At 61.7% G+C, this 22,970-nt stretch carries 21 protein-coding genes; 8 read left to right on the top strand and 13 right to left on the bottom strand.

What is annotated here, in order from left to right; genetic code table 11:
- Nucleotides 1–82: 82 nt before the first annotated feature.
- Nucleotides 83–1,183, top strand: coding sequence for an aldo/keto reductase (locus tag ASD31_RS18300; RefSeq protein ID WP_056337019.1), 1,101 nt, complete (start codon nucleotides 83–85; stop codon nucleotides 1,181–1,183).
- A 528-nt stretch (nucleotides 1,184–1,711) separates the two neighbouring features.
- Here the strand turns inward: ASD31_RS18300 and ASD31_RS18295 are convergent.
- The 7 genes from ASD31_RS18295 to ASD31_RS18265 form a co-directional block, all read right to left on the bottom strand.
- On the bottom strand, nucleotides 1,712–2,038 hold the full coding sequence (locus ASD31_RS18295) for a cupin domain-containing protein (protein WP_056337016.1): 327 nt from the start codon (nucleotides 2,036–2,038) through the stop codon (nucleotides 1,712–1,714).
- 9 nt (nucleotides 2,039–2,047) lie between these two features.
- The gene (kduD, locus tag ASD31_RS18290) at nucleotides 2,048–2,803 is read right to left on the bottom strand and encodes a 2-dehydro-3-deoxy-D-gluconate 5-dehydrogenase KduD (protein ID WP_056337013.1); all 756 of its coding nucleotides are present in this window, start codon (nucleotides 2,801–2,803) and stop codon (nucleotides 2,048–2,050) included.
- A complete protein-coding gene (kduI, locus tag ASD31_RS18285) occupies nucleotides 2,800–3,642 on the bottom strand; it encodes a 5-dehydro-4-deoxy-D-glucuronate isomerase (RefSeq protein ID WP_056337010.1) in 843 nt (280 codons plus the stop codon). The genes kduD and kduI overlap by 4 nt, the downstream gene beginning before the upstream one ends.
- A gap of 31 nt (nucleotides 3,643–3,673) precedes the next feature.
- Complete coding sequence (locus ASD31_RS18280; protein WP_056337008.1) at nucleotides 3,674–4,411, bottom strand: ATP-binding cassette domain-containing protein; 738 nt, start codon at nucleotides 4,409–4,411, stop codon at nucleotides 3,674–3,676.
- Nucleotides 4,411–5,430, bottom strand: a complete 1,020-nt coding sequence (locus ASD31_RS18275) for an ABC transporter permease (RefSeq protein ID WP_200952216.1) — start codon at nucleotides 5,428–5,430, stop codon at nucleotides 4,411–4,413. Before ASD31_RS18275 ends, ASD31_RS18280 begins: the two co-directional genes overlap by 1 nt.
- Before the next feature lie 69 nt (nucleotides 5,431–5,499).
- Nucleotides 5,500–6,450, bottom strand: coding sequence for a substrate-binding domain-containing protein (locus ASD31_RS18270; RefSeq protein WP_056337005.1), 951 nt, complete (start codon nucleotides 6,448–6,450; stop codon nucleotides 5,500–5,502).
- 220 nt (nucleotides 6,451–6,670) lie between these two features.
- Nucleotides 6,671–8,185: an aldehyde dehydrogenase family protein gene (locus ASD31_RS18265; protein ID WP_056337003.1), complete on the bottom strand. Its 1,515-nt coding sequence runs from the start codon at nucleotides 8,183–8,185 to the stop codon at nucleotides 6,671–6,673.
- A 121-nt stretch (nucleotides 8,186–8,306) separates the two neighbouring features.
- Here ASD31_RS18265 and ASD31_RS18260 point away from each other — a divergent pair, with 121 nt between their 5' ends.
- Nucleotides 8,307–9,008 (top strand): GntR family transcriptional regulator, encoded by a 702-nt coding sequence (locus tag ASD31_RS18260; protein ID WP_056337000.1) that lies wholly within the window; start codon nucleotides 8,307–8,309, stop codon nucleotides 9,006–9,008.
- A gap of 45 nt (nucleotides 9,009–9,053) precedes the next feature.
- Here ASD31_RS18260 and ASD31_RS18255 read toward each other — a convergent pair whose 3' ends face one another.
- From ASD31_RS18255 to ASD31_RS18230, 6 genes are all read right to left on the bottom strand, one after another.
- A complete protein-coding gene (locus ASD31_RS18255) occupies nucleotides 9,054–9,350 on the bottom strand; it encodes a hypothetical protein (protein ID WP_056336997.1) in 297 nt (98 codons plus the stop codon).
- 82 nt (nucleotides 9,351–9,432) lie between these two features.
- A complete protein-coding gene (locus tag ASD31_RS18250; RefSeq protein WP_056336994.1) occupies nucleotides 9,433–11,709 on the bottom strand; it encodes a xanthine dehydrogenase family protein molybdopterin-binding subunit in 2,277 nt (758 codons plus the stop codon).
- Between the two features lie 2 nt (nucleotides 11,710–11,711).
- Nucleotides 11,712–12,728 (bottom strand): FAD binding domain-containing protein, encoded by a 1,017-nt coding sequence (locus ASD31_RS18245; protein ID WP_056336991.1) that lies wholly within the window; start codon nucleotides 12,726–12,728, stop codon nucleotides 11,712–11,714.
- Nucleotides 12,728–13,297, bottom strand: a complete 570-nt coding sequence (locus ASD31_RS18240; protein ID WP_156392706.1) for a (2Fe-2S)-binding protein — start codon at nucleotides 13,295–13,297, stop codon at nucleotides 12,728–12,730. The genes ASD31_RS18245 and ASD31_RS18240 overlap by 1 nt, the downstream gene beginning before the upstream one ends.
- A gap of 343 nt (nucleotides 13,298–13,640) precedes the next feature.
- A complete protein-coding gene (locus ASD31_RS18235; RefSeq protein ID WP_056336983.1) occupies nucleotides 13,641–13,991 on the bottom strand; it encodes a RidA family protein in 351 nt (116 codons plus the stop codon).
- Between the two features lie 69 nt (nucleotides 13,992–14,060).
- Entirely contained in the window at nucleotides 14,061–14,819 is a 759-nt protein-coding gene (locus tag ASD31_RS18230) for an IclR family transcriptional regulator (RefSeq protein WP_056336979.1), read from the bottom strand.
- 225 nt (nucleotides 14,820–15,044) lie between these two features.
- Between ASD31_RS18230 and ASD31_RS18225 the strand changes: the two genes are divergently transcribed.
- Genes ASD31_RS18225 through ASD31_RS18200 form a run of 6 tightly spaced genes read left to right on the top strand, consistent with a single transcriptional unit; the run spans nucleotide 15,045 to nucleotide 22,921 of the window.
- The gene (locus tag ASD31_RS18225; RefSeq protein ID WP_056336974.1) at nucleotides 15,045–15,986 is read left to right on the top strand and encodes an ABC transporter permease; all 942 of its coding nucleotides are present in this window, start codon (nucleotides 15,045–15,047) and stop codon (nucleotides 15,984–15,986) included.
- Entirely contained in the window at nucleotides 15,983–16,864 is an 882-nt protein-coding gene (locus tag ASD31_RS18220; RefSeq protein WP_056336970.1) for an ABC transporter permease, read from the top strand. Before ASD31_RS18225 ends, ASD31_RS18220 begins: the two co-directional genes overlap by 4 nt.
- Nucleotides 16,864–18,633, top strand: coding sequence for an ABC transporter ATP-binding protein (locus tag ASD31_RS18215; RefSeq protein WP_056336966.1), 1,770 nt, complete (start codon nucleotides 16,864–16,866; stop codon nucleotides 18,631–18,633). Before ASD31_RS18220 ends, ASD31_RS18215 begins: the two co-directional genes overlap by 1 nt.
- A gap of 17 nt (nucleotides 18,634–18,650) precedes the next feature.
- Nucleotides 18,651–19,979: an MmgE/PrpD family protein gene (locus ASD31_RS18210; RefSeq protein WP_056336963.1), complete on the top strand. Its 1,329-nt coding sequence runs from the start codon at nucleotides 18,651–18,653 to the stop codon at nucleotides 19,977–19,979.
- A gap of 20 nt (nucleotides 19,980–19,999) precedes the next feature.
- The gene (locus ASD31_RS18205) at nucleotides 20,000–21,565 is read left to right on the top strand and encodes an ABC transporter substrate-binding protein (RefSeq protein ID WP_056336960.1); all 1,566 of its coding nucleotides are present in this window, start codon (nucleotides 20,000–20,002) and stop codon (nucleotides 21,563–21,565) included.
- A gap of 57 nt (nucleotides 21,566–21,622) precedes the next feature.
- Nucleotides 21,623–22,921 (top strand): NAD(P)/FAD-dependent oxidoreductase, encoded by a 1,299-nt coding sequence (locus tag ASD31_RS18200; protein ID WP_056336957.1) that lies wholly within the window; start codon nucleotides 21,623–21,625, stop codon nucleotides 22,919–22,921.
- Nucleotides 22,922–22,970 lie beyond the last annotated feature (49 nt).

The following is a 22,970-nucleotide window of genomic DNA, read 5'->3' as shown; positions in this document are numbered from 1 at the left end:
AGGCTCATGGCACCGATACCAGCTAATCCCCAGCGAGGCATCCTCTTATCTTTCGCGTCAACAGCAATGAAGGAGACAAACGATGCAGATGACAGACTATCGCAGCTTTGGCCGCTCCGGCTTGATCGTCAGCCCGATGGCGCTTGGCACGATGACCTTTGGCGCGGGTCGCTGGGGCACAGACGAGGCAACCGCGCGCACGATTTTTGACACCTATGTCGAGGCCGGTGGCAACCTGATCGACACCGCTGACGTCTACAGCGGCGGCGAGAGTGAAAAGATGCTGGGCCGTTTCCTCTTGGACAGCGGGTTGCGAGACCGGCTGGTGGTCTCGACCAAGTCCGGGTTCCCAAGGTCGGGAGGAACACCCATGCTTGGCGGCAACGGCACCTTCAATATCCGGGCCGGAATTGAAGGTTCGCTGAAGCGGCTCGGGACCGACCGGATCGACCTTTATTGGGTGCATGTCTGGGACCAGACGACCCCTGCGGAAGAAGTCCTGCGCACGCTGGCCGACGCCACGACGCGGGGCGAGATCCTTTACTATGGCTTCTCCAACACGCCGTCATGGTACGTGGCCAAGGTGGCGACGCTGGCCGCTGCGCACGGGCTGCCGGGGCCTGTCGGCCTGCAATACGCCTGGTCCCTGCTGGAGCGTGGAGTGGAATTGGACGTGCTTCCCATGGCGCAGGAATTCGGACTGGGAATGATGCCGTGGAGCCCTCTCGGGGGCGGTTTGTTGACCGGGAAATACGGCCGCGAGAAGCTGGCTGACGCGGCGCGCAGTGCTCAGGTACCGAACAGCATTGAGGAGCCCGACGACCAGCCTCGCGAACGCTTGAACGGCGCTAACCCCTATGGCGGAATGCTGTTTACCGAAAAGAACTTTGACATTGTCGATACCGTGCGTGAACTGGCGGGAGAGCTTGGCGTGCCCATGGTGCAGATCGCGCTGACCTGGGTCTTGGGCCAGCGTGGCATGGGCTCGCTTCTCTTGGGCGCCAGCCGACCCGAGCAGCTGAAGGGTAATCTTGCTGCATTGTCCCTGTCATTGAGCGACGAACAGCGCAACCGCCTCGACACGGTGAGCGCCCTGCCTTCGTTAAACCCCTATTTCATCTTCAACCTCCCGCGTGAGATGATATTTGGCGGAATGCGGGTGACCCCCTGGGGGAAGGGATGACACAAATGGACGAAGTCCTCGGTGTTCGGCCGTCGGAGAAACCGGGCCGGTCAATCCGGCGGCTTATCCGTCGCTGCCATCAAGAGCTGTGAGCTTTCAGGAGGTTGTCCATTCGGAGCGGATTTAGGAGCCTGGAGTTACCACACATCAGTTTTCAGGACCGCGCCGAATGAACATTCATTTGAATGGCCGACTGACGCCTTCCGCCGCTCGTGCTGCTGATAGCTCTCGCTCATCGCTATCAATCCCATCGGCAATCTCCCAGGCATTATTCAGATCCGGGGAGTGTGACATTCCAACTTTGCAAAAATAGGACACTTTAACTTTGCGGCTACACCTATGCATCGCGTAATCTATCTTATGGAACTCATGGCGCCATATCGAAGATCGGCATGTGTCACGTCTTCGTGCCTGTCGATGAGCAGCCGTGGTTTCTTGACGAAACGCGTATCTGCTACCGTTTCCCGGAGTGACCTTCGGATTTGACGTTGCGGTGAAGTTTGCAATTCGATCCAAGGGAACCGGGCGTTACAGAAAATCGTCGCGGCGCGGCGTGAATGTGTCAATTAGCAAGCCCTTTGTGAGAGCGACCACGCCATGGACGAGGTTCGGCGCGACGATGAAGCTGCTTCCCGGGCCAAGTCGGGTGGTGACGCCATCGACCGTCACGTCGAACGTGCCTTCGGCAACATAGCTCGCCTGCGTATGCGGGTGGGAATGGAGAGCCCCGACGGCGTCCTTGTCGAAGCGGAAGGCGACCAGCATCAGTTCGGGGCGCTCGCTGAGGACCGCGCGGCGATTGCCCGGCGCGACTTCGGTCCAGACAGTGTTTTCGGGTAGGGAATAATGCTGCATCTCATCCTCTCATCGGGCGAGCCAACCGCCGTCCACCGGCAGGATGGTGCCATGCACATAGTCCGATGCCGGGGCCGCCAGGAAGACGGCCGCACCCACCATGTCGTCGGGCCGCGCCCAGCGTCCGGCGGGAATCCGTTTCAAGATATCGGCGTTACGCTCCGCATCTGCCCGCAAGGCCACGGTATTGTTGGTCTCGACATAGCCCGGCGCAATCGCATTGACGTTGACGCCCCTGGCCGCCCATTCGTTTGCCAGCAGCTTCGTCAGGCCAGCAAGACCGCTTTTCGCCGCCGTATAGGAGGGCACGCGGATGCCGCCCTGGAAGGAGAGGAGAGAGGCGATGTTGATGATCTTGGCGGGACGCCCTGCCGCGATCGCCGCCTTGGCAAAGGCCTGACAAAGGAAGAACACGGATTTCAGATTGGTGTCGAGCACCGCGTCCCAATCCGCTTCGGTGAACTCCAGCGCATCGGCGCGGCGGATGATGCCGGCATTGTTGACGAGGATGTCGAGCGAGGCGCCGGCGTCCAGTGCCTCGGCAATGACCTTGTCGCCGATGCCCGGCGCGGAAAGATCGGCCGTGACGGCGATGAATTTTTGGCCGCAAGCTGTCACATCCGCTTCCGTCTCGCCCATGGGCGAGCGTCCGACCCCGACGATATCGGCGCCGGCTCTCGCGAGCCCCACGGCGATGGCCCGGCCGATGCCGGTATTGGCGCCGGTGACGATGGCGAAGCGGCCGCTCAGGTCGAAAAGGGTCATCGAAGCGTTTCCATCGGTACCTTGTCCATGTCGGTGAAGCTCATATTGTCACCCGCCATGGCCCAGATAAAGGCATAACGCCCCGTGCCGGCACCGGAATGGATCGACCAGCCCGGCGAAAGCACCGCCTGGTGGTTTTTCAATACGACATGCCGCGTCTCGTTCGGCTCGCCCATGAAGTGGAAGATGCGGGTTGCCTCCTGCATGCCGAAATAGAGATAGACCTCCATGCGCCGGTCATGCACATGCGCCGGCATGGTGTTCCAGACGGAACCCGGTTCGAACATTGTGAGGCCGACGAGCAACTGGCAGCTCTCGCAGACATCCGGATGCACATACTGGTTGATGGTGCGGGCATTGGATTCCTCGGCGGAACCCAGGCTGACCTTCTTGACCATGTCGCGGCTGATATGAACCGTCGGGCAGGCGCGATGCGCCGGCGCGCTCAGGAGATAGAACAGCGCAGGCTCGGCCGGATCGTTGCTTTTAAAGCCGAGCACCCCCTCGCCCATGCCGATATAGATGGCCTCCTGGAAGCCGAGCGCGTGGTCTCGGCCCCCGACGCTGACCGTGCCGGCGCCGCCGATATTGACGATCGCTGCCTCGCGCCGGTCGAGAAAGCGTTCCGTTCCCGTCTCGGCGACATGGTCGATTTCCAGAAGCCCCGAAACCGGCGCCACGCCGCCGACGATCATCCGGTCGAGATGGCTATAGGTGAGGATGATTTCGCCCGGGCGAAACAGTTCCTCGATCACGAAGCCATCGCGCAGCGCCTGCGTGTTGCGCCTTGCGGCATCCTCCGGTCCGACGACCTGACGTGTAGATACGGAAATTGTCACGGCATTTGCCTCTTGTCTTTCAGTAATGGGATCAGGTGAGCACGACATATTCGGTCAACTGGTTGATCGTCGTATCGGCCTTTTCGACGTCGAAAACCTTCGTGCCGTGGCTCATGATCACGAAGCGATCGCAGACCTGATAGGCGTGGTAGATATTATGCGTGACGAGCACACTGGAGACATTCTCCGCCTTGAGCTTCAGGACCTGATTGAGGAGCGCTTCCGTCTCGCGAACGGAGAGCGCCGAGGTCGGCTCGTCGAGAAGGAGAACGCGCTTCTTGAAGTAGACGGCGCGGGCAATGGCAACCGCCTGCTTCTGGCCGCCGGAGAGATTGCCGACGAGCGTATCGGGGGAATCGATGCCCGAGATGTGGACGGCATTCTGCAGCACCTCCATGGTGATGTCGCGCATCTCGCCTTGTCGGAGAAAGCCGAAGCGATCCGTCAGTTCACGGCCCATGAAGATGTTGCGGGTGATCGAGAGCGAGTCGACGAGCGCCGTGTGCTGGTAGATCGTCTCGATCCCGGCATCCGCGGAGTCCGATCGGCAGGTAAAGGCGGTCTTCCTGCCATCGACACTGAGATAGCCCTCGGTCGGTTTGTGAATGCCCGAGATGAGGTTGACGGTCGTCGACTTGCCGGCGCCGTTGTCGCCGAGCAGACCCACCACTTCGCCTTCGCCGATATGGAAGCTGAGGTTCCGAAGTGCTGTCAGCGCGCCAAAACTCTTGGAGATATTGTGCAGTTCGAGAAGTCTGGGGTTCGACATCACGCAAGCCCTCTCCGCTCGATGAGATGGTTGAAGATGGCGGCCAGCACGATCAGCGTGGCGATGAACATGTCGAGATAGAAGCCCGGCGCGCGCAGGAGAAGCAGCACATCGGTGATGGTGTGGATGAGCATCACGCCGAGGAAGACGCCGATGATTGAGCCGCGACCGCCGCGCAGGGACAGCCCGCCGATGACGCAGGCGGCGATCGCCTGGAGTTCGAGACCGGCGCCCTGCCCCGGCTGCACGCTGCCGACGCGGGACGTGGCAAGAATGCCTGCCACCGCCGCCATGCCGCCGGCGATTGCAAAGGCGATGAGCTTGACGCGGTTGGTGTTGATGCCGATTGCCTCGGCGGCGCCGCGATTGCCACCCGTTGCGAAGACATGATTGCCGAAGCGGTGGCGGTGCAGCAGGAAGTGGAAGCCGACGGCGAAGAGAACGATCCAGATGAAGGCGGCATTCGCCCCGAACAGCGTGCCGGAAAACAGGCTGGTAAAGACCGGCTCCGGATCGAAGCGCACCTGGACGGCGCCGTTATAGAGCAGCACCGCGCCGCGCCAGAACAGAAGCCCGCCAAGCGTGACGATGAAGGACGGCAGGCCGAAGCGCAGGGTGATCTGGCCGTTAAGCAGCCCGATCAGCAGGCCGGCAAGGATGCCGAGCGGCGCGGCGAGGAAAGCGCTCAGGCCCGCATCGACGAGCGTGGCCATCAGGATGGCGGTGAAGGTGTAGACGGAGCCGATGGAAAGGTCGAATTCGCCTGATATCATCAGCACGCCGGCACCGAGCGCCAGGCAGCCGAGGACGGGGATCGCCTTCATCAGGATCGTCAGGTTCTGCGGTGAAAGATAGCGGAAATCATCCGGATAAAGGAGCGCGCCGGCAATGCAGACGACCTGCAGCGTCACGAAGACGAGAAGAATCGCGCCCGCGGGCATGGCCATGATCTGCTTGAGGATGGATTGTCTCTTCGTCCGCGACCGGGGCGCGGCACTGTCTGCAAGGATAGGTGTCACGGTCTGGTACTCGATCATTTGGGAACGGGGAACCTACCGGCGCCGCCGGCAGGTTCCCACGGAACGCGGTTATCGATAGCTGCCGATCAGAGGCTTGACCGAGCTGATACGCGACTTGTCGAGGAAGGCGCCCTGCCCCGTGTCGATATCGGTCGGGGTCAGCCCGTATTTCTTGGCAAGCGCGATCTGGGCGATCGGGTGATAGCCCTGCAGATAGGGCTGCTGGTCCATGGTCGCGAACATCGCGCCGGATTCGACCGCATTGACGATCTCGACCGCCAGATCGAAGCCGCCGAACGGAATATCGACGCCGGCATCCTTGATGGCCCCTGCCCCGACGGTCGAGGTGACCGAGCCCGTGCCGAACAGTGCCTTCACCGTTGGATTGGCGATCAGGAACTGCGCCATGATGTTCTGCGCTTCCGCCGGATCGAGGCCGGCGCGGACCGTCTCGACCTTGATGTCGTTCTCGGTCATCGCCTTTTCGATGCCGCCGCCACGGGCGACCGCGAAGCTCGCTTCGGGAATCTCACGCGGATTGAAGACGACGTCGCCGGCCTTGAGGCCGAATTCCTTGATCATGCGGTTACCGAGTTCATAGCCGGAGGCGAATTCGTCCATGCCGACATAGGCCTGCCGGCAATTGCCCTTGGCGCCTTCCAGATCGTCGTTGTTGAAGCCGATCACCACGATCCCCGCCTTGACGGCGGCGCAGATGCTTTCGTCGAAGGCATCGGATGAGGAGATGGCCACGGCAATGCCATCGACACCGCTGGCCGTGGCGCTTTCGATCAGGTCGTTCTGGCGCACCGGATCATTGTTTGCATATTGCACGTCGAGATCGACGCCAAACGCTGCGGCCGCGTCTTGCGCGCCCTTCACCACGGGGTTAAAGAACTGAACACTTGGATCGAGGTAGATGATCATTGTTGCCTTGACGTCCGCGGCAAGCACTGTCGATGTCAGCATGGTGGCAATGCCCGCCGCAAGAACTGCGGTTTTGAACCTGGTCAATTTCATTTGCGTATCCTCCCTTTGGATGTGCAATACGGGTCGAAAAGACCCGAAGTCTCGGCTGGCGAGCTCCGACCAAAGATCGCGCCAGCCGAGATTTTCCTCCCGAGCCTTTCCGCCTTTCTACGAAACGCGAAAACGCCCTATCTCTTTGTTTTTCCGCAATTCCGGACGCAAAACCGCTTCACACTTTTGCTGGAATTGCTCCTGCCGCCTGAGCAGCCGGTTACCCGAACCAGGGCGCGGGGCGCCCGAACGTCACGTGGACGCCCTTGAACTGGGAATATTCGTCGAAGCCGTAGCGGCCGAGTTCGCGGCCGAGGCCGCTCTTCTTGTAACCGCCGATCGGCAGTTCCGGCGTTCCGTCGATAACGCTGTTGATCCAGCAGCGGCCGGCACGGATGCGGCGGATGCTCTGCAGCGCGTTTTCCAGATTGGTCGACCAGACGCTGGCCGAGAGCCCGAACTCCGAGGCATTGGCAAGCGCCACGGCCTCGTCGGCGGTCTTGAATGTGAACGACGACAGCACCGGTCCGAAAATCTCCTCCCGGGCAATCGACATGTCGGGCGTGACGCCGGCAAAGACGGTCGGCGCGTAATAGAGCCCGGCCTCCCTACCGACCCTTTCGCCGCCGAGCAGCAGTTGCGCGCCGGCGGCGATGCCGGCCTCGACATAGGAGTGGACCTTCTTGGCATGCGCCTCCGAGATCATCGCGCCGATCCTGGTGCGTTCGTTCAGCGGATCGCCGAAGGTCACCCTGCGGGAGATATCGAGCAGCCGCTCCATCAGGGCATCGCGGATACCTTCCTGCACCAGAAGCCGGCTGCCTGAAATGCAGCACTGGCCGGCATTGTGATAGACGCCGTAAGCGATGCCGTCGGCGGCCGCGTCGAGATCCGCGTCGGCAAAGACGATTTGCGGCCCCTTGCCGCCAAGCTCCAGCCCGACGCGCTTGACGCTGCGCGCGGCGATCTCGCCGAGCTTGGTGCCGACGCGGACCGAGCCGGTGAAGGCGACCATATCGACGCCCGGATCTTCCGCCAGCACCTGGCCGGCCGGATCGCCATAGCCGGTGACGACGTTGAAGACGCCGTCCGGAATGCCGGCCTCTCGCGCCAATTCGGCCATGCGGATCGACGTGCCGGAGGTGAATTCGGACGGCTTGAGCACCACCGTGCAGCCGGCGCCGATCGCCCACGGCACGCGCTCGGAGGCAATGATGAACGGGAAGTTCCACGGCGTGATGATGCCGACGACGCCGACCGGTTCGCGCAAGACGAGACCAAGGCGGTCATCGCCGATATTGTTGTGGGTCTGGCCTTCGAGCGCGCGGGCCTGGCCGGCCGCATAGGACCAGAGATCGGCGCAGAAGCCGATCTCGCCGCGGGCCTGCGCGATCGGCTTGCCGACCTCCAGGCTTTCCGCAAGCGCCAGTTCTTCCTGATGCACAAGGATAAGGTCCGCCACCTTGAACATCAGTCGCGAGCGCTCGGCACCCGACATGCGCGGCCAGGGTCCGGTATCGAAGGCCCGGCGCGCTGCGGCGATCGCCAGACGCACGTCGTCGGCCGAAGCTTCCGGCCAGGTGCCGACGACGACGCCGGTGTGGCCGGGGCTCACACGATCGATCGTCCGGCCGGACGCGGCATCGACGGACTTGCCATCGACAAGCATCCGGTAGCGGGATTTAATGGCCAGTCGCGGATCGCTGGAATCAGGTGCAATGAAGTTGGACAGCAATATTTCTCAAAGGCCGGGCACATGGCGCCGACCCCTCCCTCTTTGTCCGGACCGGATGCCGGATTTATGTTGCGTTTAATGTGTATGGTACTGTATGGTGGTTTAAATTGGATGTCAACGCATGACGGCAGCAAAAGATATGAACCTTGAATCCCTGAAGATCGACACCGGAGAAACGGCGGCGGCCCAGGTCGAGCGCGACCTGCGGGAATCGATCATACGGCTCGAACTCGCCCCCGGCACGCGCCTGTCGGAGCAGGACATCGCCACAAGGATGGGTGTGTCACGGCAGCCTGTGCGCGAGGCGCTGATTGCGCTCGGCAAGTCGAAGCTGGTCGATATCCGCCCCAACAGGGGGACGGTCGTGGTGCGGATTTCAGCGCGTCAGATGATGGAGGCGCGCTTCGTGCGCGAGGCGATCGAGGTCGCCGTGGCGCATCGCGCCGGCGAAACCTTCGACAGTTGGACGCGGCGCAAGATCGATACGATTCTGTCGCGCCAGAAGGCGGCGATGGAAGCGCATGACCACAACGCCTTTCGCCGGGAAGACGAGCAGTTCCATATTGCCCTTGCCGAGGGGGCCGGATGCGGGCTCGCCTGGAGCGCGATATCGGACATCAAGGCGCATATGGACCGCGTCTGCAATCTTCAGCTACGGCATCCGGACTCGATGAAGAAGCTGATTGCGGAACATGAGGCGATCGTCACAGCTATCGATTCGAAGGACGCCGACGCGGCCGCGGCGGCCATGCGAGGCCACCTCAACGGGATTCTCATGGACCTGCCGCAAATCGAAGCGGACAACCCGGATTTGTTCGAGTGATTGTCAGAACTTCCTGCGCGCACCGGGAAAGGCAGCCGGTGTGCCTTACTCGACCTGCGGCATGTCCTGCTGGCCGATCCGCCTGGCATAATCCTTGAAGTCCGGACGATCGCCTTTTTCGGCGGCCTCGTTTGCAAGAAGCAACAGCCGAATGGGAAAGGCGACACTGCTGCGATTGGATTTCGATAGCTCCGATCGATCGCCCGCATCGATGCCGGCAATGGCTTGCGACAAGGCTGCTTCGACATCCGCGTGGCTGACAAGGCCTTTTTCGACCATCAGCCTGTTCATCGCTGCCAGCGCCATATAGAGCCCTTCCAACTGTAGATTAGCCGTATTCAAAGCCGCCTCCCCTCAATGAAATCGGTAACGAATGGATACGCCATGCTGCGAATGGCAGTATAGCGCGTCGGATGCGTGGCCGTCACCCTATCAGGCTGTCGATGCGGATCGGCAGCTGGCGGATGCGTTGTCCCGTGGCGTGATAGACGGCGCTGGCGATGGCGGCCGCCGTCCCGACATTGCCCAGTTCGCCGAGACCCTTGATTCCGGCCGGATTGGCATCCTTGTCGACCTCGGGGACGAGGATGACCGTCACCTCCTGGATATCCGCATTGACCGGCACGAGATAATCCTGCAGGTCGCGATTGACGACGCGGGCGCTACGATGATCGAACTCGGTTGCCTCGTGAAGGGCGGACGAGATGCCCCAGATCATTCCGCCCATCAATTGGCTGCGGGCTGTCCTGGTGTTCATGATCCTGCCACCGGCAAAGGCGCCGACAATGCGGGGGACGCGGATTTCGCGGGTACGGCGATGAATATGGACTTCGACAAACTCGGCGCCGAACGCATATTTCACCATCTCCCCCTTTTCGCCGCTCACCATTTCCATCTTTCCCTTGTAGAGTTTGGATACGGCTTCCGGCGAGGTCGCCTCCGGGCGGAACTCGCTATATTGCTCTATGACGCCGCTTCCGAGCAGCTCGAAGATATCTTTCAGCTCCTGTGATGCGTTCCCGGCAACAAGCTTTCCTTCCCGGAAAACGACGGAATGCGGATCCTGGCCAGAGAACGGGCCATCCTTGGCGGTGACTGCCGCGCGCGCGAGTTTCTCGCGGATTTCGCCGCAGGCCTTCATGATGGCGGACGAAACGCTGGCCGTGGTGTTGGAGCCGCCGGCGACGGGAGCGGCTGGAAGCCGCGTATCTCCCATCTCCACCTCGATGGCACCTATATCGAGCCCCAGCTGTTCGGCGGTAAGCTGCGCGGCGACGGTGCGTATGCCGGTGCCGATCTCATGCGACGCCGTCTGAACGCGGGCGCGCCCGTCATCCGTCAGAATGATGCGAACCGCGCATGGCGCGATATTGGCCGGATAGATCGCCGTGGCGCAGCCCATGCCGATCATCCAGTCGCCATCCCGCATGCTGCCCGGCTGGAGCGAGCGCCGCGACCAGCCGAATTCCCTGGCCGCCTCGTCATAGCATTCCATTAAGGGACGGCTTGAAAAGGGTTTGCCCTCGATGGGCTCGTGGGTGGCATCGTTGATCCGGCGAAATTCGACCGGGTCCATGTCGAGCGCCACCGCCATCTCGTCCATGGCACTCTCGAGCGCATAGACATAAGGCGTTTCCGGTGGCGAGCGCATATAGCTCGGCGTAGGTCGGTCGGCCTTGACGAGGAAGACTTTGGTGAGCACCGAGCCGTAATCATACATTCGGCCCGTGGTCGATGTTCCGCCGACCACGTAAGGGTCAGGCCTGGACGTTACTTCCCAGCCTTCATGCCTGAAAGCGGTAATCTTTCCGTCCTGCGTCGCGCCCATCTGGATATGATGGCGGGTCTCGGCGCGGTAGGTTTGTGTCGTGAAAGCCTGTGGCCGCGTCACGACGCATCTGACCGGCCGTCCCAGCCGGCGTGCGACGAGCGCGACAAGCGCGGTGCGCGGCGTGACCGGTCCCTTGGAGCCGAAGGCGCCGCCGATATAGGGGCTGATCACCCGGACGCGATCCGGCTCGATTTTCAACTGGCGGGCAATCTCGACCTTCCAGCCATGAACGTTCTGGCTCGGCTCGTGCACCACGAGGTCTTCACCCTGCCAATAGGCCGTGGTGGAGAACAGCTCGATGGGATTGTGGTGATGCGTCGGCATCAGATATTCGGCGTCTATCGTGACCGGGGCCGAGGCGAAGGCGGCGTTGAAATCGCCGGCCTTGACGTCTTCCTTGAATTGCTTGCTGGCTTCGGTGGCTGCAACCGTCTCGGTCCCTTCCGAGCCAAAACCGGTGCTTGGCTTTTCCTCGTCGTAATCCGCCGTCACCCGCATGGCGGCCTCGCGGGCGGCCTCGATGGTTTCGGCGATCACCAGTGCCATGATCTGCCCGTCATGCCAGATTTTCGTGTCGTGCAGAGGCCCGATCGAGGTTGATGCTGGTCCGAATTTCGGCTTTTCCAGATCGCCATGAAGGCTTTCGGAGGTGAAAATCTCGATCACGCCCGGCACCGCCCGCGCCTTGTCCAGATGAAGTGCCGTGATCCGACCGCGGGCGATTTCGCTGGTTACCAGCACCGCATGGGCAAGATTGTTGACCGGTATGTCGGCGGGATAGGGCGCCTGTCCCGTCACCTTGAGCCGTCCGTCGATCCGAGGCAGGGGTTCACCCATGTTTTCCTTCGGCCGGGGTGCTGCTTCGTTCATGGTCATATCCTCATCTGCCCGACATCCATCAGCGCGCGAACAAGGGTCTGCTTGCCGAGTTCGACCTTGAATGCATTGTGCTGGCGCGGTTTTGCCCCGGAAAAGGCGATCTCGGCCGCCTTGGTGGCCGTCTCTTCCGTCAGCGCCTTGCCTTTCAGAGCCTCTTCCGCCTCCGTTGCGCGCCACGGAACAGTAGCCACGCCGCCAAGAGCGATGCGCACATCGCGGACAGTCTCTTCCGAAAGATCGAGAGCGACGGCCGCGGATGCCAGGCTGAAGGCATAGGATTGCCGGTCGCGGATTTTCAGATAACCGGACCTTGCTGCCCAGGCCGGGAGGCTTACGGCGATCGCAACGATGATCTCATCCGGCCGCAGGACGGTCTCGATCTCCGGCCGATCGCCCGGAAGGCGATGCAGTTCGGCAAAGCGCATCCGACGACTGCCGGCCTGCCCCAGTATTTCGACCGACGCGTCCAGCGCGATCAGTGCCTGCGCGAAATCGCCGTGATAGGTGGCGATACAGGCATCGCTTGTCCCGAGCACCGCATGCTGCCGGTTGAAACCATCCATGGCGGCGCATCCCGATCCGGGGTCACGCTTGTTGCAGGGCCAACTGGTTTCGCGGAAATATTCGCATCGTGTCCGCTGGAGGATGTTGCCGCCAAGGCTTGCCATGTTGCGGATCTGGCGGCTGGCCGCCAGCTTCAGGCTCTCGGCCAGCATCGGACATCGCTGGTTGATCCCGGGGTGATCCTCGACCTCGCTCATGCGCACCAGCGCGCCGAGGCGGACTTCCGACTCCGTGATCGCGATTGTCCGAAGCGAGGAATCCGGTATCGGATTGATGTCGACCAGATGCGCCGGCCGGTTCACGCCAAGACGCATATAATCCGACATATTGGTGCCGCCGGCAATGAACTGCACGGCTGCGCTCGTCGGCGGCTGTTCCCCGCCGTCACTCACGGCTTTGCGTGCGTCATCCAGAGTTTCGGCTCTCTCGTAGCTGAAGGGCAGCATCAGGCCTTCTCCATCTCGTGGCGAGCCTGCTTCACAGCAGCCACGATATTAGGATAGGCGGCGCACCGACAGAGATTGCCGCTCATATATTCACGGATGTCCGCATCGTTGTCGGCGCGTCCTTCCTTGACGCAGCCAATGCCGGAGAGGATCTGGCCCGGCGTGCAATAGCCGCATTGAAAGGCATCGTGATCGATAAAGGCCTGCTGCATCGGATGCAGTTCGCCCGCGGCCGTAGCCAGTCCCTCGATCGTCGTGATTTCACGCCCTTCGTTCATCGCGGCGAAGCTCAGGCAGGACAGCGTGCGCTGCCCGTCGGTCAGGACCGTGCAGGCCCCACATTGACCATGGTCGCATCCCTTCTTGGTCCCGGTCAGACCGGCATGGTCACGAAGCAGATCAAGGAGCGAGGTGCGCGCATCGACGCTGAACTGATAGGGCTGGCCGTTGAGGCGCATGGACACGGTCGTGCCGGCATTCCCGGCTGATCCCGACGGTCTCGCCGTTTCCGGTCGATCGGCAGCGGCGGCCAGAAAGGGGATGGCGGAGGCAGTGATGGTCCCGGTCATGAGTGTACGCCTTGTCAGTCCTGGCGGCGTGATCTTCGTTGGACGAGACATGCTGTGCCCTTCCGGTTCGCTGAAAATCGCAGCTGCAGAGTTGAGAACAGCGTGTTAACGGCGAATTTGCCCAGGAGTTCCAGTCGGTGTCGCAGATGGCCGGGTTTGTGGCATTGGCCCATGGGCCGATGGGGTGCGTGATACGCATCGCCGGAGGCGTATATTGGGTGCTGGTACAGCACCTTCAGCCTCCCCGCCTCTTCCGGGCGGTCGACCGGGTTCGCGGGATAATCGGTGCGCCATTCACGAAAATCATTTCCATGAATGGCGCCGTTTCAGTTCTGGGAGGGGATTATTCGGCGATCGCGGCCGAGACGACGATCTCGACGCGCATATCGGGATCGGCCATCAGGACTTGCCCGCAGCAGCGGGTCGGGGGATCGCCCGCCGTTACCCAGGCATCCCAGATTTCGTTCATGCCGGCGAAATCCGCCATGTCCCGAAGCCATATCTGTGCGGTGAGCAGCCTTGATTTGTCCGTGCCCGCGCGGCGGAGGAGGTCATCGATCTTTGCCAGGGTGTCTCTCGTTTGCTCGGCGATATCGCCGTCGGAATCGGAGAACTGGCCCGACAGGTAGCAGACGCCGTTATATTTCACCAAGCGGCTGCGTCTTGCGTTCACGTCGAGACGTTCAATTCCCATTGTTCTTCCTCCAATTGTTGCGGATCAGGTTGGATTTGTGTGCGGATAGCTTCCCGTTCAGGCTTTTGCCTACCCGATGGCGGCGCCCATGCAGTCTCTCAATTCGCCTATGACGTCCTGCATCCAGGTTTCGGTCATCAATTCGAGAGGCGCGGTGAAAGAGATCGCGACGTTGAGCTCATAGGGGTTCTTGCCGGAGATCGGCAGTCCGAGCCCGCCCTCGCCGGGAAGGTAGTAGGCCATGTTGACGGCATAACCCCGCTGGCGCGCATCTTTTATCTGCGATTCCACGATGGTGCGATCGACATGCTGGACGGACGGATGGGCCAGATAGCGCGCCGCGTTCGCATTCAGCAATTGAAGGCACTCCGCCTCCGGCATGATCGACATCAAAGCGACGCTTCCGGCCGCGATGCCCATCGGGACGCGCCCTCCGACACCCATCGTGAATTGCCGTCGCGGTGAGCGGGAAACCATCTCCGCGCAAACCGCATCGACGCCCGCTTGAACCATCATGTAAACCGTATTCCCGGTCCGTCGCGCGAATTCCGCCATGCCTGGCCGGAACTTCAGAATCAGTGGTTCTAGCCGTTCCTGGCGGCGCGCAAGCATCGGTATTGCTGGCCCCAGCCTGTAGTGGCCATGGCGCGGAGCTGGTTCCGCAAAACCCTTCTGCAACAGGGAAGACAGACTGCGATGAACCGCCGGCTTTGCCTCGCCGATCTGCTCGGAAATATCCGCCAGCGAGAACCCGTCGGGGCCACCTTCCCCAAGAAAAAGGAGGATGTCGAGCGCACGTACGGCGTTGGATGAAGCGTTCACGGACATTTCAAGATCCAAATTCTAATAATTAGAACGTAGCATAAAATCCATTCTAATAAAAGGAATTCGTTGACTTGCGCAAGTTTTTCCGCTGATATTCGTTTCAAGTGATGCGGTTTCGAAATGTGGGAGGACGTTCGAAGCCGCGGCGCGCACGCCCCTCTTTCGATATGGGCGTTGAGCGCCTGTCCGTTTGCTTCTCCCCTTTTTGTGACCAGCGAGGACGGCCGAATGGTGTCATTCCTGATCAAGCGAATGGGATTTGCGGTCTTGACGCTTTTCAGCGTCTTGACGCTCGTATTCCTGATCGTACGAATTCTGCCCGGCGATCCGGCACTGGTCATTCTGGGTGACCAGGCCAGCATCGAGAGCATCGCGGCGCTACATCACAGGCTTGGCCTGGATAAGCCGGTCCTCGTTCAATACGGGCAGTTCATGCTCGGCGTCCTGCAGGGCGATCTGGGAACGTCGATGATCACCGGACGCTCGATCACGGCCGAGATCGCGAGCGTGCTGCCCTATACGCTGGAATTGACGATCGCGTCGCTGTTTCTGGGCGTCCTGCTCGGCGTTCCGGCAGGGGTCTGGGCGGCGGTCAAGCGCAACCGGCCGGCGGATTTCATCCTGCGGTTCGTCTCGCTGCTTGGATTGTCGCTGCCAGCCTTCGTCGCCTCGATCATCCTGTTGATGATCTTTGCGATCAACCTGCGCTGGTTTCCCGTCATCAGTTCCGGTGGCGGCGATGGTCTTCTGGATCGCCTCAGGCAGATGGCGCTGCCGACAATCTCGCTGGCCCTGATCATGATGGCCTACATTACCCGCGTCACCCGCTCCGCAATGCTCGAAGTGCTCAACCAGGACTTCGTGCGCACCGCCCGCGCCAAGGGTGCCTCGCATCATGCCGTCATCTGGCGCCATGCGCTGGGCAATTGCATGATACCGATCACCACTGTCGTCGGCCTTTATCTGGGCATTCTGATCGGCAATTCGGTGCTGACGGAAATCGTCTTCTCGCGGCCGGGTCTCGGCAAGCTCATCCTCAACGCCTTGACGCAACGCGACTATACGCTGCTGCAGGGCATGATCGTCATCTACACCATGATGGTCGTGGTGGTGAACCTTGTGACCGACCTCACCTATGGTTTCCTCGATCCGAGGGTTCAGTACAAATGACAAGCCTCTCCACACTTCCGACCCCGACGGCAGGTCGACCGCAACCGAGATGGGCGCTTCTGAAGCGGCTGAATTTTTCCACATGGCTCGGCATGGTCATTGTAACAGTGCTCGTCCTTTGCGCGATTTTTGCGCCGCTGATCACGTCCTACAATCCGAACGACCAGAACATCATCCTCTACCTGTCGCCGCCAAGCGCTGAAAACCTGCTTGGCACGGATCAGTTCGGGCGGGACGTGCTTTCGCGTCTGCTCTACGGCGCCAGATATTCGCTGACCATCGGCTTCCTGGCCATCGTGGTGGCGCTGATCATCGGTTCGCTGATCGGCATGATCGCCGGCTATGTCGGCAACAGGACCGACATCATCCTGATGCAGATCATGGATGTCGTGCTGGCCTTCCCGTCGCTGATCCTTGGCCTGGCGCTTGTGGCGCTGATGGGCGCGACGCTGACGAACATCGTCATAGCGATTGCGTTCACCGCCATACCGGCCTTTGCCCGCATTGCCCGCGCCGGCGTCATTACCCAGCGCGACCGTGAATATGTGCAGGCCTGCCACGCCATGGGGTTCTCGGACACCCGCATCCTGCTCCGCCACATCCTGCCGGCCATCTTGCCGGAAATCATGGTGATGGCCTCGCTTTGGATGGCGACCGCCGTGCGTACCGAAGCCTCGCTCGCCTTTATCGGTCTCGGCCTTGCGCCGCCGACGCCAACCTGGGGCGGAATGGTTCGCGAAGGCTTCGACAATATTCTGAGTTCCTTCCACCTCGCGCTTTATCCAAGCTTTGCGATCCTGCTCCTGGTTCTCGCACTCAACCTGATCGGCGACGGCCTGCGCGACGCGATCGATCCCCGCCTGAAGGACGCAAGCTGATGACCGACCGTCCCGTTCTCGAAGTCAGAGATCTGAGTGTTTCCTTTGCCAAGAAGCAGGTCGTTCATGGCATGAATTTTGATATCAGCCCGGGAAAGACGCTGGCCCTTGTCGGCGAATCCGGCTCGGGCAAGAGCGTGACGTCGCTGGCGATCATGCGGCTTCTGCCCGAGAATATCGCAACGGCGCAAGGCTCGATAAAGCTCGGCGGGCGTGACCTTTTGAAACTGTCGGAAGCGGAAATGCGACGGGTACGCGGCGGCCAGGTCAGCATGATCTTCCAGGAGCCGATGACCTCGCTCAATCCGGTGCAGACCGTCGGAACCCAGCTGGCGGAAGTGATCCGCATCCATCGCGGACTGAGAGGCCAGGAACTGCGCGAGGCAGTGCTCGAAATGCTGCGCAAGGTGCGCATTCCGGACCCCGAGGAGCGCATCAAGCAATTTCCGCACACATTTTCGGGCGGCATGCGGCAACGCGTGATGATCGCCATGGCGCTGGCATGCAATCCGCAGGTGATCATTGCCGACGAGCCGACAACCGCGCTCGACGTCACCGTGCAAGCGCAGACCCTGGACCTCCTGAAGGAACTGCAGCGCGAGACCGGAACCGCTGTCCTGTTCATCACGCATGACATGGGCGTGGTGGCGGAGATTGCCGACGATGTCCTGGTCATGCGGCATGGTCGGGTGCTCGAGCATGGCAGCGTTCACGAGGTCTTCGGCAATCCCAGGGATCCCTATACCCGCAGCCTCATCGCGGCCGCGCCGAGCCTTGCCGGAAAATTGCAGATCAACACCGTTCCCGCCGAGCCGGTCGGCGACCTGCCGATCCAGATTGCCGATGAGCCGATTCTGGAAGTGCGCAATCTCGCGGTCCGGTTTCCGGTCCATGGCGGACTTCTCGGCCGCGTCAAAGGTGCGGTCCACGCCGTGGAGGACGTCTCCTTTTCCATCGGGAAGGGCGAAACGCTGGGGCTGGTGGGTGAATCCGGCTCGGGGAAATCGACGATCGGCAAGGCGATCATAAACCTTGCCCCCGTCCATGGCGGCGAGATCAAGGTTTGCGGCCAGACCATAGATTACAAGGATCCGAGAAGCCTCGCCCAGATGCGCCGGCAGGCGCAGATGATTTTCCAGGATCCCTTCGGGTCCCTGGATGCGCGGCAAACGATCGGATCCGCGATCATCGAGCCGATGCATGTCCATGGGATCGAAACAGGGCGCGCCGCCATCCAGCGGATGGAATGGCTGATGGAACGCGTCGGGCTGGATCCGAACCGGGCGACAAGTCTGCCGCACGAATTCTCCGGTGGACAGCGGCAGCGCATCTGCATCGCCCGCGCTCTTGCCATGGCGCCGAAGCTGATCATCGCCGACGAGGCCGTGTCGGCGCTCGACGTGGCGATCAAGGGTCAGATCATCGAGTTGATGATCGACCTGCAGAAGGAGTTCGGCGTCTCCTATCTTTTCATCAGTCACGACATGGCTGCGGTGGAGCGCATCTGCGACCGGGTCGCCGTCATGTATTTCGGCGAGATCGTCGAGATCGGCCCGCGCGATGAAGTGATCGGCCGTCCCGGCCACGCCTATACGCAGCGTCTTCTGTCAGCCATTCCCATCACGCATCCGAACATGCGTGAGACGCGGCAGCACCGGGCCGCCGATACGGCCCCGCCGCGAAGCCCGATGAAGCCCGTGGGATATGCCGCCCCTGCTGCCAGTTGGGGCAGGGCTTCAGAGGGCCATTTTATCCGCCAGACAAACTGATCCGCAGGAGCGCCTAAATGCATGCCTTGACCCAACTTGCCGCATTCGTCAGCGGCCAACCAAAGGGAGCGCTTCCGCAAGAGGCGCGAGAAGCCATTTCGCTGCTGCTTCTCGATCTCGTGGGGGCAACCGCAGCCGGTCTGCGTTCTCCGCTTGCGGCAGCGGCGCGACAGGCCGCATCCGACGTCTACGGAGATGGAGACGCCCAGGTCTGGCTGACCAACAGGCGCCTGAGCGTTGCCGGCGCCGCCATGGCAAACAGCGCCGCTGCCAGCGCGCTCGACATTGACGATGGTCACCGCGGCGCTGCCGGCCATGCCGGTGCCGGCGTCATCCCGGCTGCCCTTGCGGTCGGACAAGCGATAAAGGCGTCTGACGCCGATATTCTCGACGCCATCGCCCTGGGTTACGATGTGGCCTTGCGCGTCGCGGCCTCGCGCCCGACCGCCACGATCGAAACCTATGCGAGCGGCAGATGGGTGGGGTACGGCGCTGCCGCAAGCGCCGGTCGTCTGCTTGGGCTCGACGCCATTCAGATGGCTCATGCATTGGCAATCGCCGGCAGCGAAGGCCCGATTGTCTTTCCAACCGGTTCCTCGAAATTCCAGGGCAGCACGGTGAAGGAAGGAATTCCGCCGGCCGTGGTTGCAGGCGTGACCGCGGCCTATCGCGCGCGCGCCGGAGCAACCGGCCCGCTCGACTTGCTCGACCGGGAAGATCGCTACGACCGCTCCATCCTTCTCGGAAGCCTCGGCACGACATGGGAGTTGCAGAAATGTTACCTGAAACCCTATGCGTGCTGCCGCTACATGCATGCCGCCATCGATGCGATCCTGACGCTCCGGCAGAACGGCCGCGATATCAAGCATCTGCGGATCGAAACCTTTCCCCAGGGGCTGCGTCTTGCCAATGAGAGAGCGCCCAGTTCCCTGGAGGGCGGTCAGTACAGCTTCTATTTCAGCTGCGCGCTCGCTGCCCTGCGCGGTCGCGAGGCGTTGCAGCCCGTCGATGTGAGCAGCCTGAACGACCCAGAGGTCATCAGGCTCGCCAGCCGGATCGAGCTGGAAGCTTCCCACGATTTCGCAACCTCGTTTCCTGTTCGCACGCCCGCCCGCATCCTGATGGACCAGGGCGACGGCGTCGAGGAGATGGTCGTGGACTATCCGCTCGGCGACGTGGCGAACCCGATGAACTGGGACCAGGTCGCAAACAAATTCATCAATATCGGCAAGGTCAGCCTGACCTCGCAACATCAGCAAGGCATCGTCTCGGCGATCAGCGGTCTCGGTGAAAACGGGTTCGGCCCGTTGCTCGCAGCTTTAGCAGTGTCAGAAACGTATAATTGAAAATGAGGAGGAACTCTTAAATGACATACAACAAGCACATCTTCTCCGGGGCGCTCGCCGTCCTGATGGCCTGCACAGGGTTGGCATCGCTGCCGGCCAACGCCGCGCAGACCGAGCTCAGGGTCGGTGCCGCCTCGGCGGATATCGGCAACCTCGATCCGCATTTTGCATCCAGCACATCGGATCGCACGCTGGTGGCCTGGATTTACGGCGCACTTGTGCGTTTTGCCCCCGGCTCTACCGATCCGGCGACCATCGAGCCGGATCTCGCCGAGAGCTGGGAAGCGACCGACAACAATCTGGTCTGGACGTTCAAGCTGCGTGAAGGTGTGCAGTGGCAGCACGGTTACGGTGAAGTAACCGCTGACGATGTCGTTTTCAGCCTGCAGAAATCCGCCGATCCGAAGCGTTCGGCCTTTGCCACCGATTATTCGGCGATCAAGAGCGTCGAGGCGGTCGATGCGCATACGGTCAAGATCACGCTCGCCAATCAGGTGCCGAGCCTGTTGGGGCTGCTGACCAACTATTCGGGTGGCTTCATCATCAGCAAGAAGGCGTATGAAGAGCGCGGCGAAGGCTTTACCCGCAACCCGGTCGGCTTCGGCCCGTTCCAGTTCGAGTCCATCGAGCCGGGCGTGGCTGTCCATTTCAAGTCGCATGACGAATACTTCCGCGGAAAGCCGAAGATCGAAAAGGTCACCTATCGCTTCCTCAACGCCGCTGCCGGCCGCGACCTTGCCTTCACTGCAGGCGAAATCGACGTAGCGGCAGGATCGACCGACCAGCGGTGGCTGCAACGCATGCAGGCAACCCCGGGTGCTGCGATCGATATTTTCGATCCGTCGGAACTGACCGTCCTGCACGTCAACCGGACCCAGAAGCCATTCGACGATATCCGTGTGCGTCAGGCGATCGCCCATGCGGTCGATCCGGCGCAGATCGCCCAGTTCCGTGGCCCCGAATTTACCCGCGTGGCCAAGTCCGTCATCCCGTCCAACAATCTCGGTCTCAATCCGGAGCCCGGCATACTGCCGCACGACATCGACAAGGCGAAGGCCCTGTTGGCGGAGGCCGGGTTCCCGGACGGCATCACGATCAAGATGATCGCCAGCCAGATGCCGAGCTATGCGACGACCGACCAGATCCTGCAGGCACAGCTCGCGAAGGCCGGCATCACGCTCGATCTCCAGCCGGTGGAGCATGCGGCCTGGCACCAGATGATCCGCAAGGATCTCAGCCCGCTTGTCGACTACGGCGCGGCGCGGTTCCCGGTGGCAGATACCTATCTGACCCAGTTCTTTCACTCGGCCAGCGCGATCGGACAGCCGGCGCAGGTGACCAATTTCAGTCACTGCAGTGTCGCCGACAAGCAGATCGAGGCGGCCCGCACCGAAACGGACGCGAAAAAGCAGATCGAGCTGTGGCAGGAGGCACAGAAGCTGATCGTCGCCGACGTTTGCGGCATCCCGGTCACCGAGACTGCGCAGGTCTGGACCCGCAACGAGAAGCTCGATTGGGGGTTCGAACTCAAGGGATCGATGTCCCTCGGACCGCTGCTGACCGAGCAGGCACACTTCAAGGACTGATCATTTCGTCCGGGGCTGCTTCATCTGGCAGCCCCGATCCTCATTCAGGCATCAAAAATGACAAAACTCACCTTCCCGAAATATTCCAATCTTTGCGGCTGGAATGCGATGCTGCCGCCCCGCGAACCTCATGCAGCCCTGGATGGCAGCCTGACGGTCGATTATGCGATCGTCGGCGCCGGTTATACGGGCTTTGCGGTTGCCCGGCGGCTGCAGGAACTCGATCCTCAGGCGCGGATCGCTGTGCTCGAAGCCACGACGGTTGGCGAGGGGGCGTCCGCGCGCAATTCCGGCTTCACGGGCGCGCATGTGCTGCCGCGCAACGCCTCGATAGAGATGGCGCAGAAGGCGCAGGTGCAGACCACCTTCTTCAGGGAAGCCTATGATTGGCTGATGTCGATTGTCCGCGACAATGGGATCGAGTGCGACATACAGCAGGCCGGATCGATACGGGGGGCTGCCACCGAACAGGGGGAGGCCTCGCTGCGGAAGGTTCTGGAGGTCGCCCAGGCCAACGGCATTGCCCATTCCGTGCTCTCGCGGGATGATATCCACCGCCGGATCGGCTCGCCCTATTACCGGTTCGGCATCCATATGCAGGACACGGTCCTGCTGCAACCGGCCGCGCTGATCCGGGGGCTCGCGGATGCGCTGCCGTCGTCGGTCGCGCTCCATGAGAATACGCCGGTGACGGCGATCCGCAGGAAGGACGGCGGCTGGATATTCGAGACGTCCGGCGGGGTGGTGAAATGCAAGCAGCTGGCGCTCGCCACCAATGGGTTCATACCCAAATTCGGCTATCTCAAATCGCGGATGGCGACGATCTACACATATGCGGCCGTCACCGAGGAAATCCCGGACGGGCGGCTCGGCGAGATAGGCGAATCCGAAGCCTGGGGCCTGTTGCCGTCGCATCGGCTGGGCACCACCTTGCGACGCATCGGTCGCAACAGGGTGATGGTACGCAGCCTTTACGCGCATGAAGCCGAGATCGACGAAGGGCGGGCCAAGGCCATGCTCCGGGATCGCTTCGAGCGTCGCTGGCCCAATCTGAAGGATATCGGATTCGAATATCTGTGGGGCGGCACCACCGCCTTCACGATGAACGGCGCTCCCTGGTGGGGGCAACTCGAGGAGGGGCTCTACGCGTCGGGCGGCTGCAACGGCAGCGGCATCGCCAAGGGTACCATGCTCGGCCGTCACCTGGCCGAACTCATGCTGGGCAAAGGCAATGACCATCAGGCAATGGCGCAGAGCATGGGCTCCGCCTCCTGGATCGCGCCAGAGCCTTTGCGCACGATCGGGTTCCATTTCGTCTCGGCGATCGAGCGCCGCAAGGCGGGCCTGGAGATCTGAAACAGGATCGGGGTGGCATCAACGAGCCGGCGGGACGAGCGGTCCTCGC

Origin of the sequence: Rhizobium sp. Root482 (assembly GCF_001426565.1) — a bacterium.
Taxonomy (GTDB): Bacteria; Pseudomonadota; Alphaproteobacteria; order Rhizobiales; family Rhizobiaceae; genus Pararhizobium.
Note: the sequence above shows the minus strand (reverse complement) of the source record. Positions and strands in the feature narration are given on the sequence as shown.

Excerpts from the sequence above, each read along its gene's own strand:
- ASD31_RS18300 (WP_056337019.1), top strand. The coding sequence starts at position 83 with ATGCAGATGACAGACTATCGCAGCTTTGGCCGCTCCGGCTTGATCGTC.
- ASD31_RS18295 (WP_056337016.1), bottom strand. The coding sequence starts at position 2,038 with ATGCAGCATTATTCCCTACCCGAAAACACTGTCTGGACCGAAGTCGCG.
- kduD (WP_056337013.1), bottom strand. The coding sequence starts at position 2,803 with ATGACCCTTTTCGACCTGAGCGGCCGCTTCGCCATCGTCACCGGCGCC.
- ASD31_RS18280 (WP_056337008.1), bottom strand. The coding sequence starts at position 4,411 with ATGTCGAACCCCAGACTTCTCGAACTGCACAATATCTCCAAGAGTTTT.
- ASD31_RS18270 (WP_056337005.1), bottom strand. The coding sequence starts at position 6,450 with ATGAAATTGACCAGGTTCAAAACCGCAGTTCTTGCGGCGGGCATTGCC.
- ASD31_RS18260 (WP_056337000.1), top strand. The coding sequence starts at position 8,307 with ATGACGGCAGCAAAAGATATGAACCTTGAATCCCTGAAGATCGACACC.
- ASD31_RS18250 (WP_056336994.1), bottom strand. The coding sequence starts at position 11,709 with ATGAACGAAGCAGCACCCCGGCCGAAGGAAAACATGGGTGAACCCCTG.
- ASD31_RS18245 (WP_056336991.1), bottom strand. The coding sequence starts at position 12,728 with ATGCTGCCCTTCAGCTACGAGAGAGCCGAAACTCTGGATGACGCACGC.
- ASD31_RS18240 (WP_156392706.1), bottom strand. The coding sequence starts at position 13,297 with ATGACCGGGACCATCACTGCCTCCGCCATCCCCTTTCTGGCCGCCGCT.
- ASD31_RS18235 (WP_056336983.1), bottom strand. The coding sequence starts at position 13,991 with ATGGGAATTGAACGTCTCGACGTGAACGCAAGACGCAGCCGCTTGGTG.
- ASD31_RS18230 (WP_056336979.1), bottom strand. The coding sequence starts at position 14,819 with ATGTCCGTGAACGCTTCATCCAACGCCGTACGTGCGCTCGACATCCTC.
- ASD31_RS18225 (WP_056336974.1), top strand. The coding sequence starts at position 15,045 with ATGGTGTCATTCCTGATCAAGCGAATGGGATTTGCGGTCTTGACGCTT.
- ASD31_RS18220 (WP_056336970.1), top strand. The coding sequence starts at position 15,983 with ATGACAAGCCTCTCCACACTTCCGACCCCGACGGCAGGTCGACCGCAA.
- ASD31_RS18215 (WP_056336966.1), top strand. The coding sequence starts at position 16,864 with ATGACCGACCGTCCCGTTCTCGAAGTCAGAGATCTGAGTGTTTCCTTT.
- ASD31_RS18210 (WP_056336963.1), top strand. The coding sequence starts at position 18,651 with ATGCATGCCTTGACCCAACTTGCCGCATTCGTCAGCGGCCAACCAAAG.
- ASD31_RS18205 (WP_056336960.1), top strand. The coding sequence starts at position 20,000 with ATGACATACAACAAGCACATCTTCTCCGGGGCGCTCGCCGTCCTGATG.
- ASD31_RS18200 (WP_056336957.1), top strand. The coding sequence starts at position 21,623 with ATGACAAAACTCACCTTCCCGAAATATTCCAATCTTTGCGGCTGGAAT.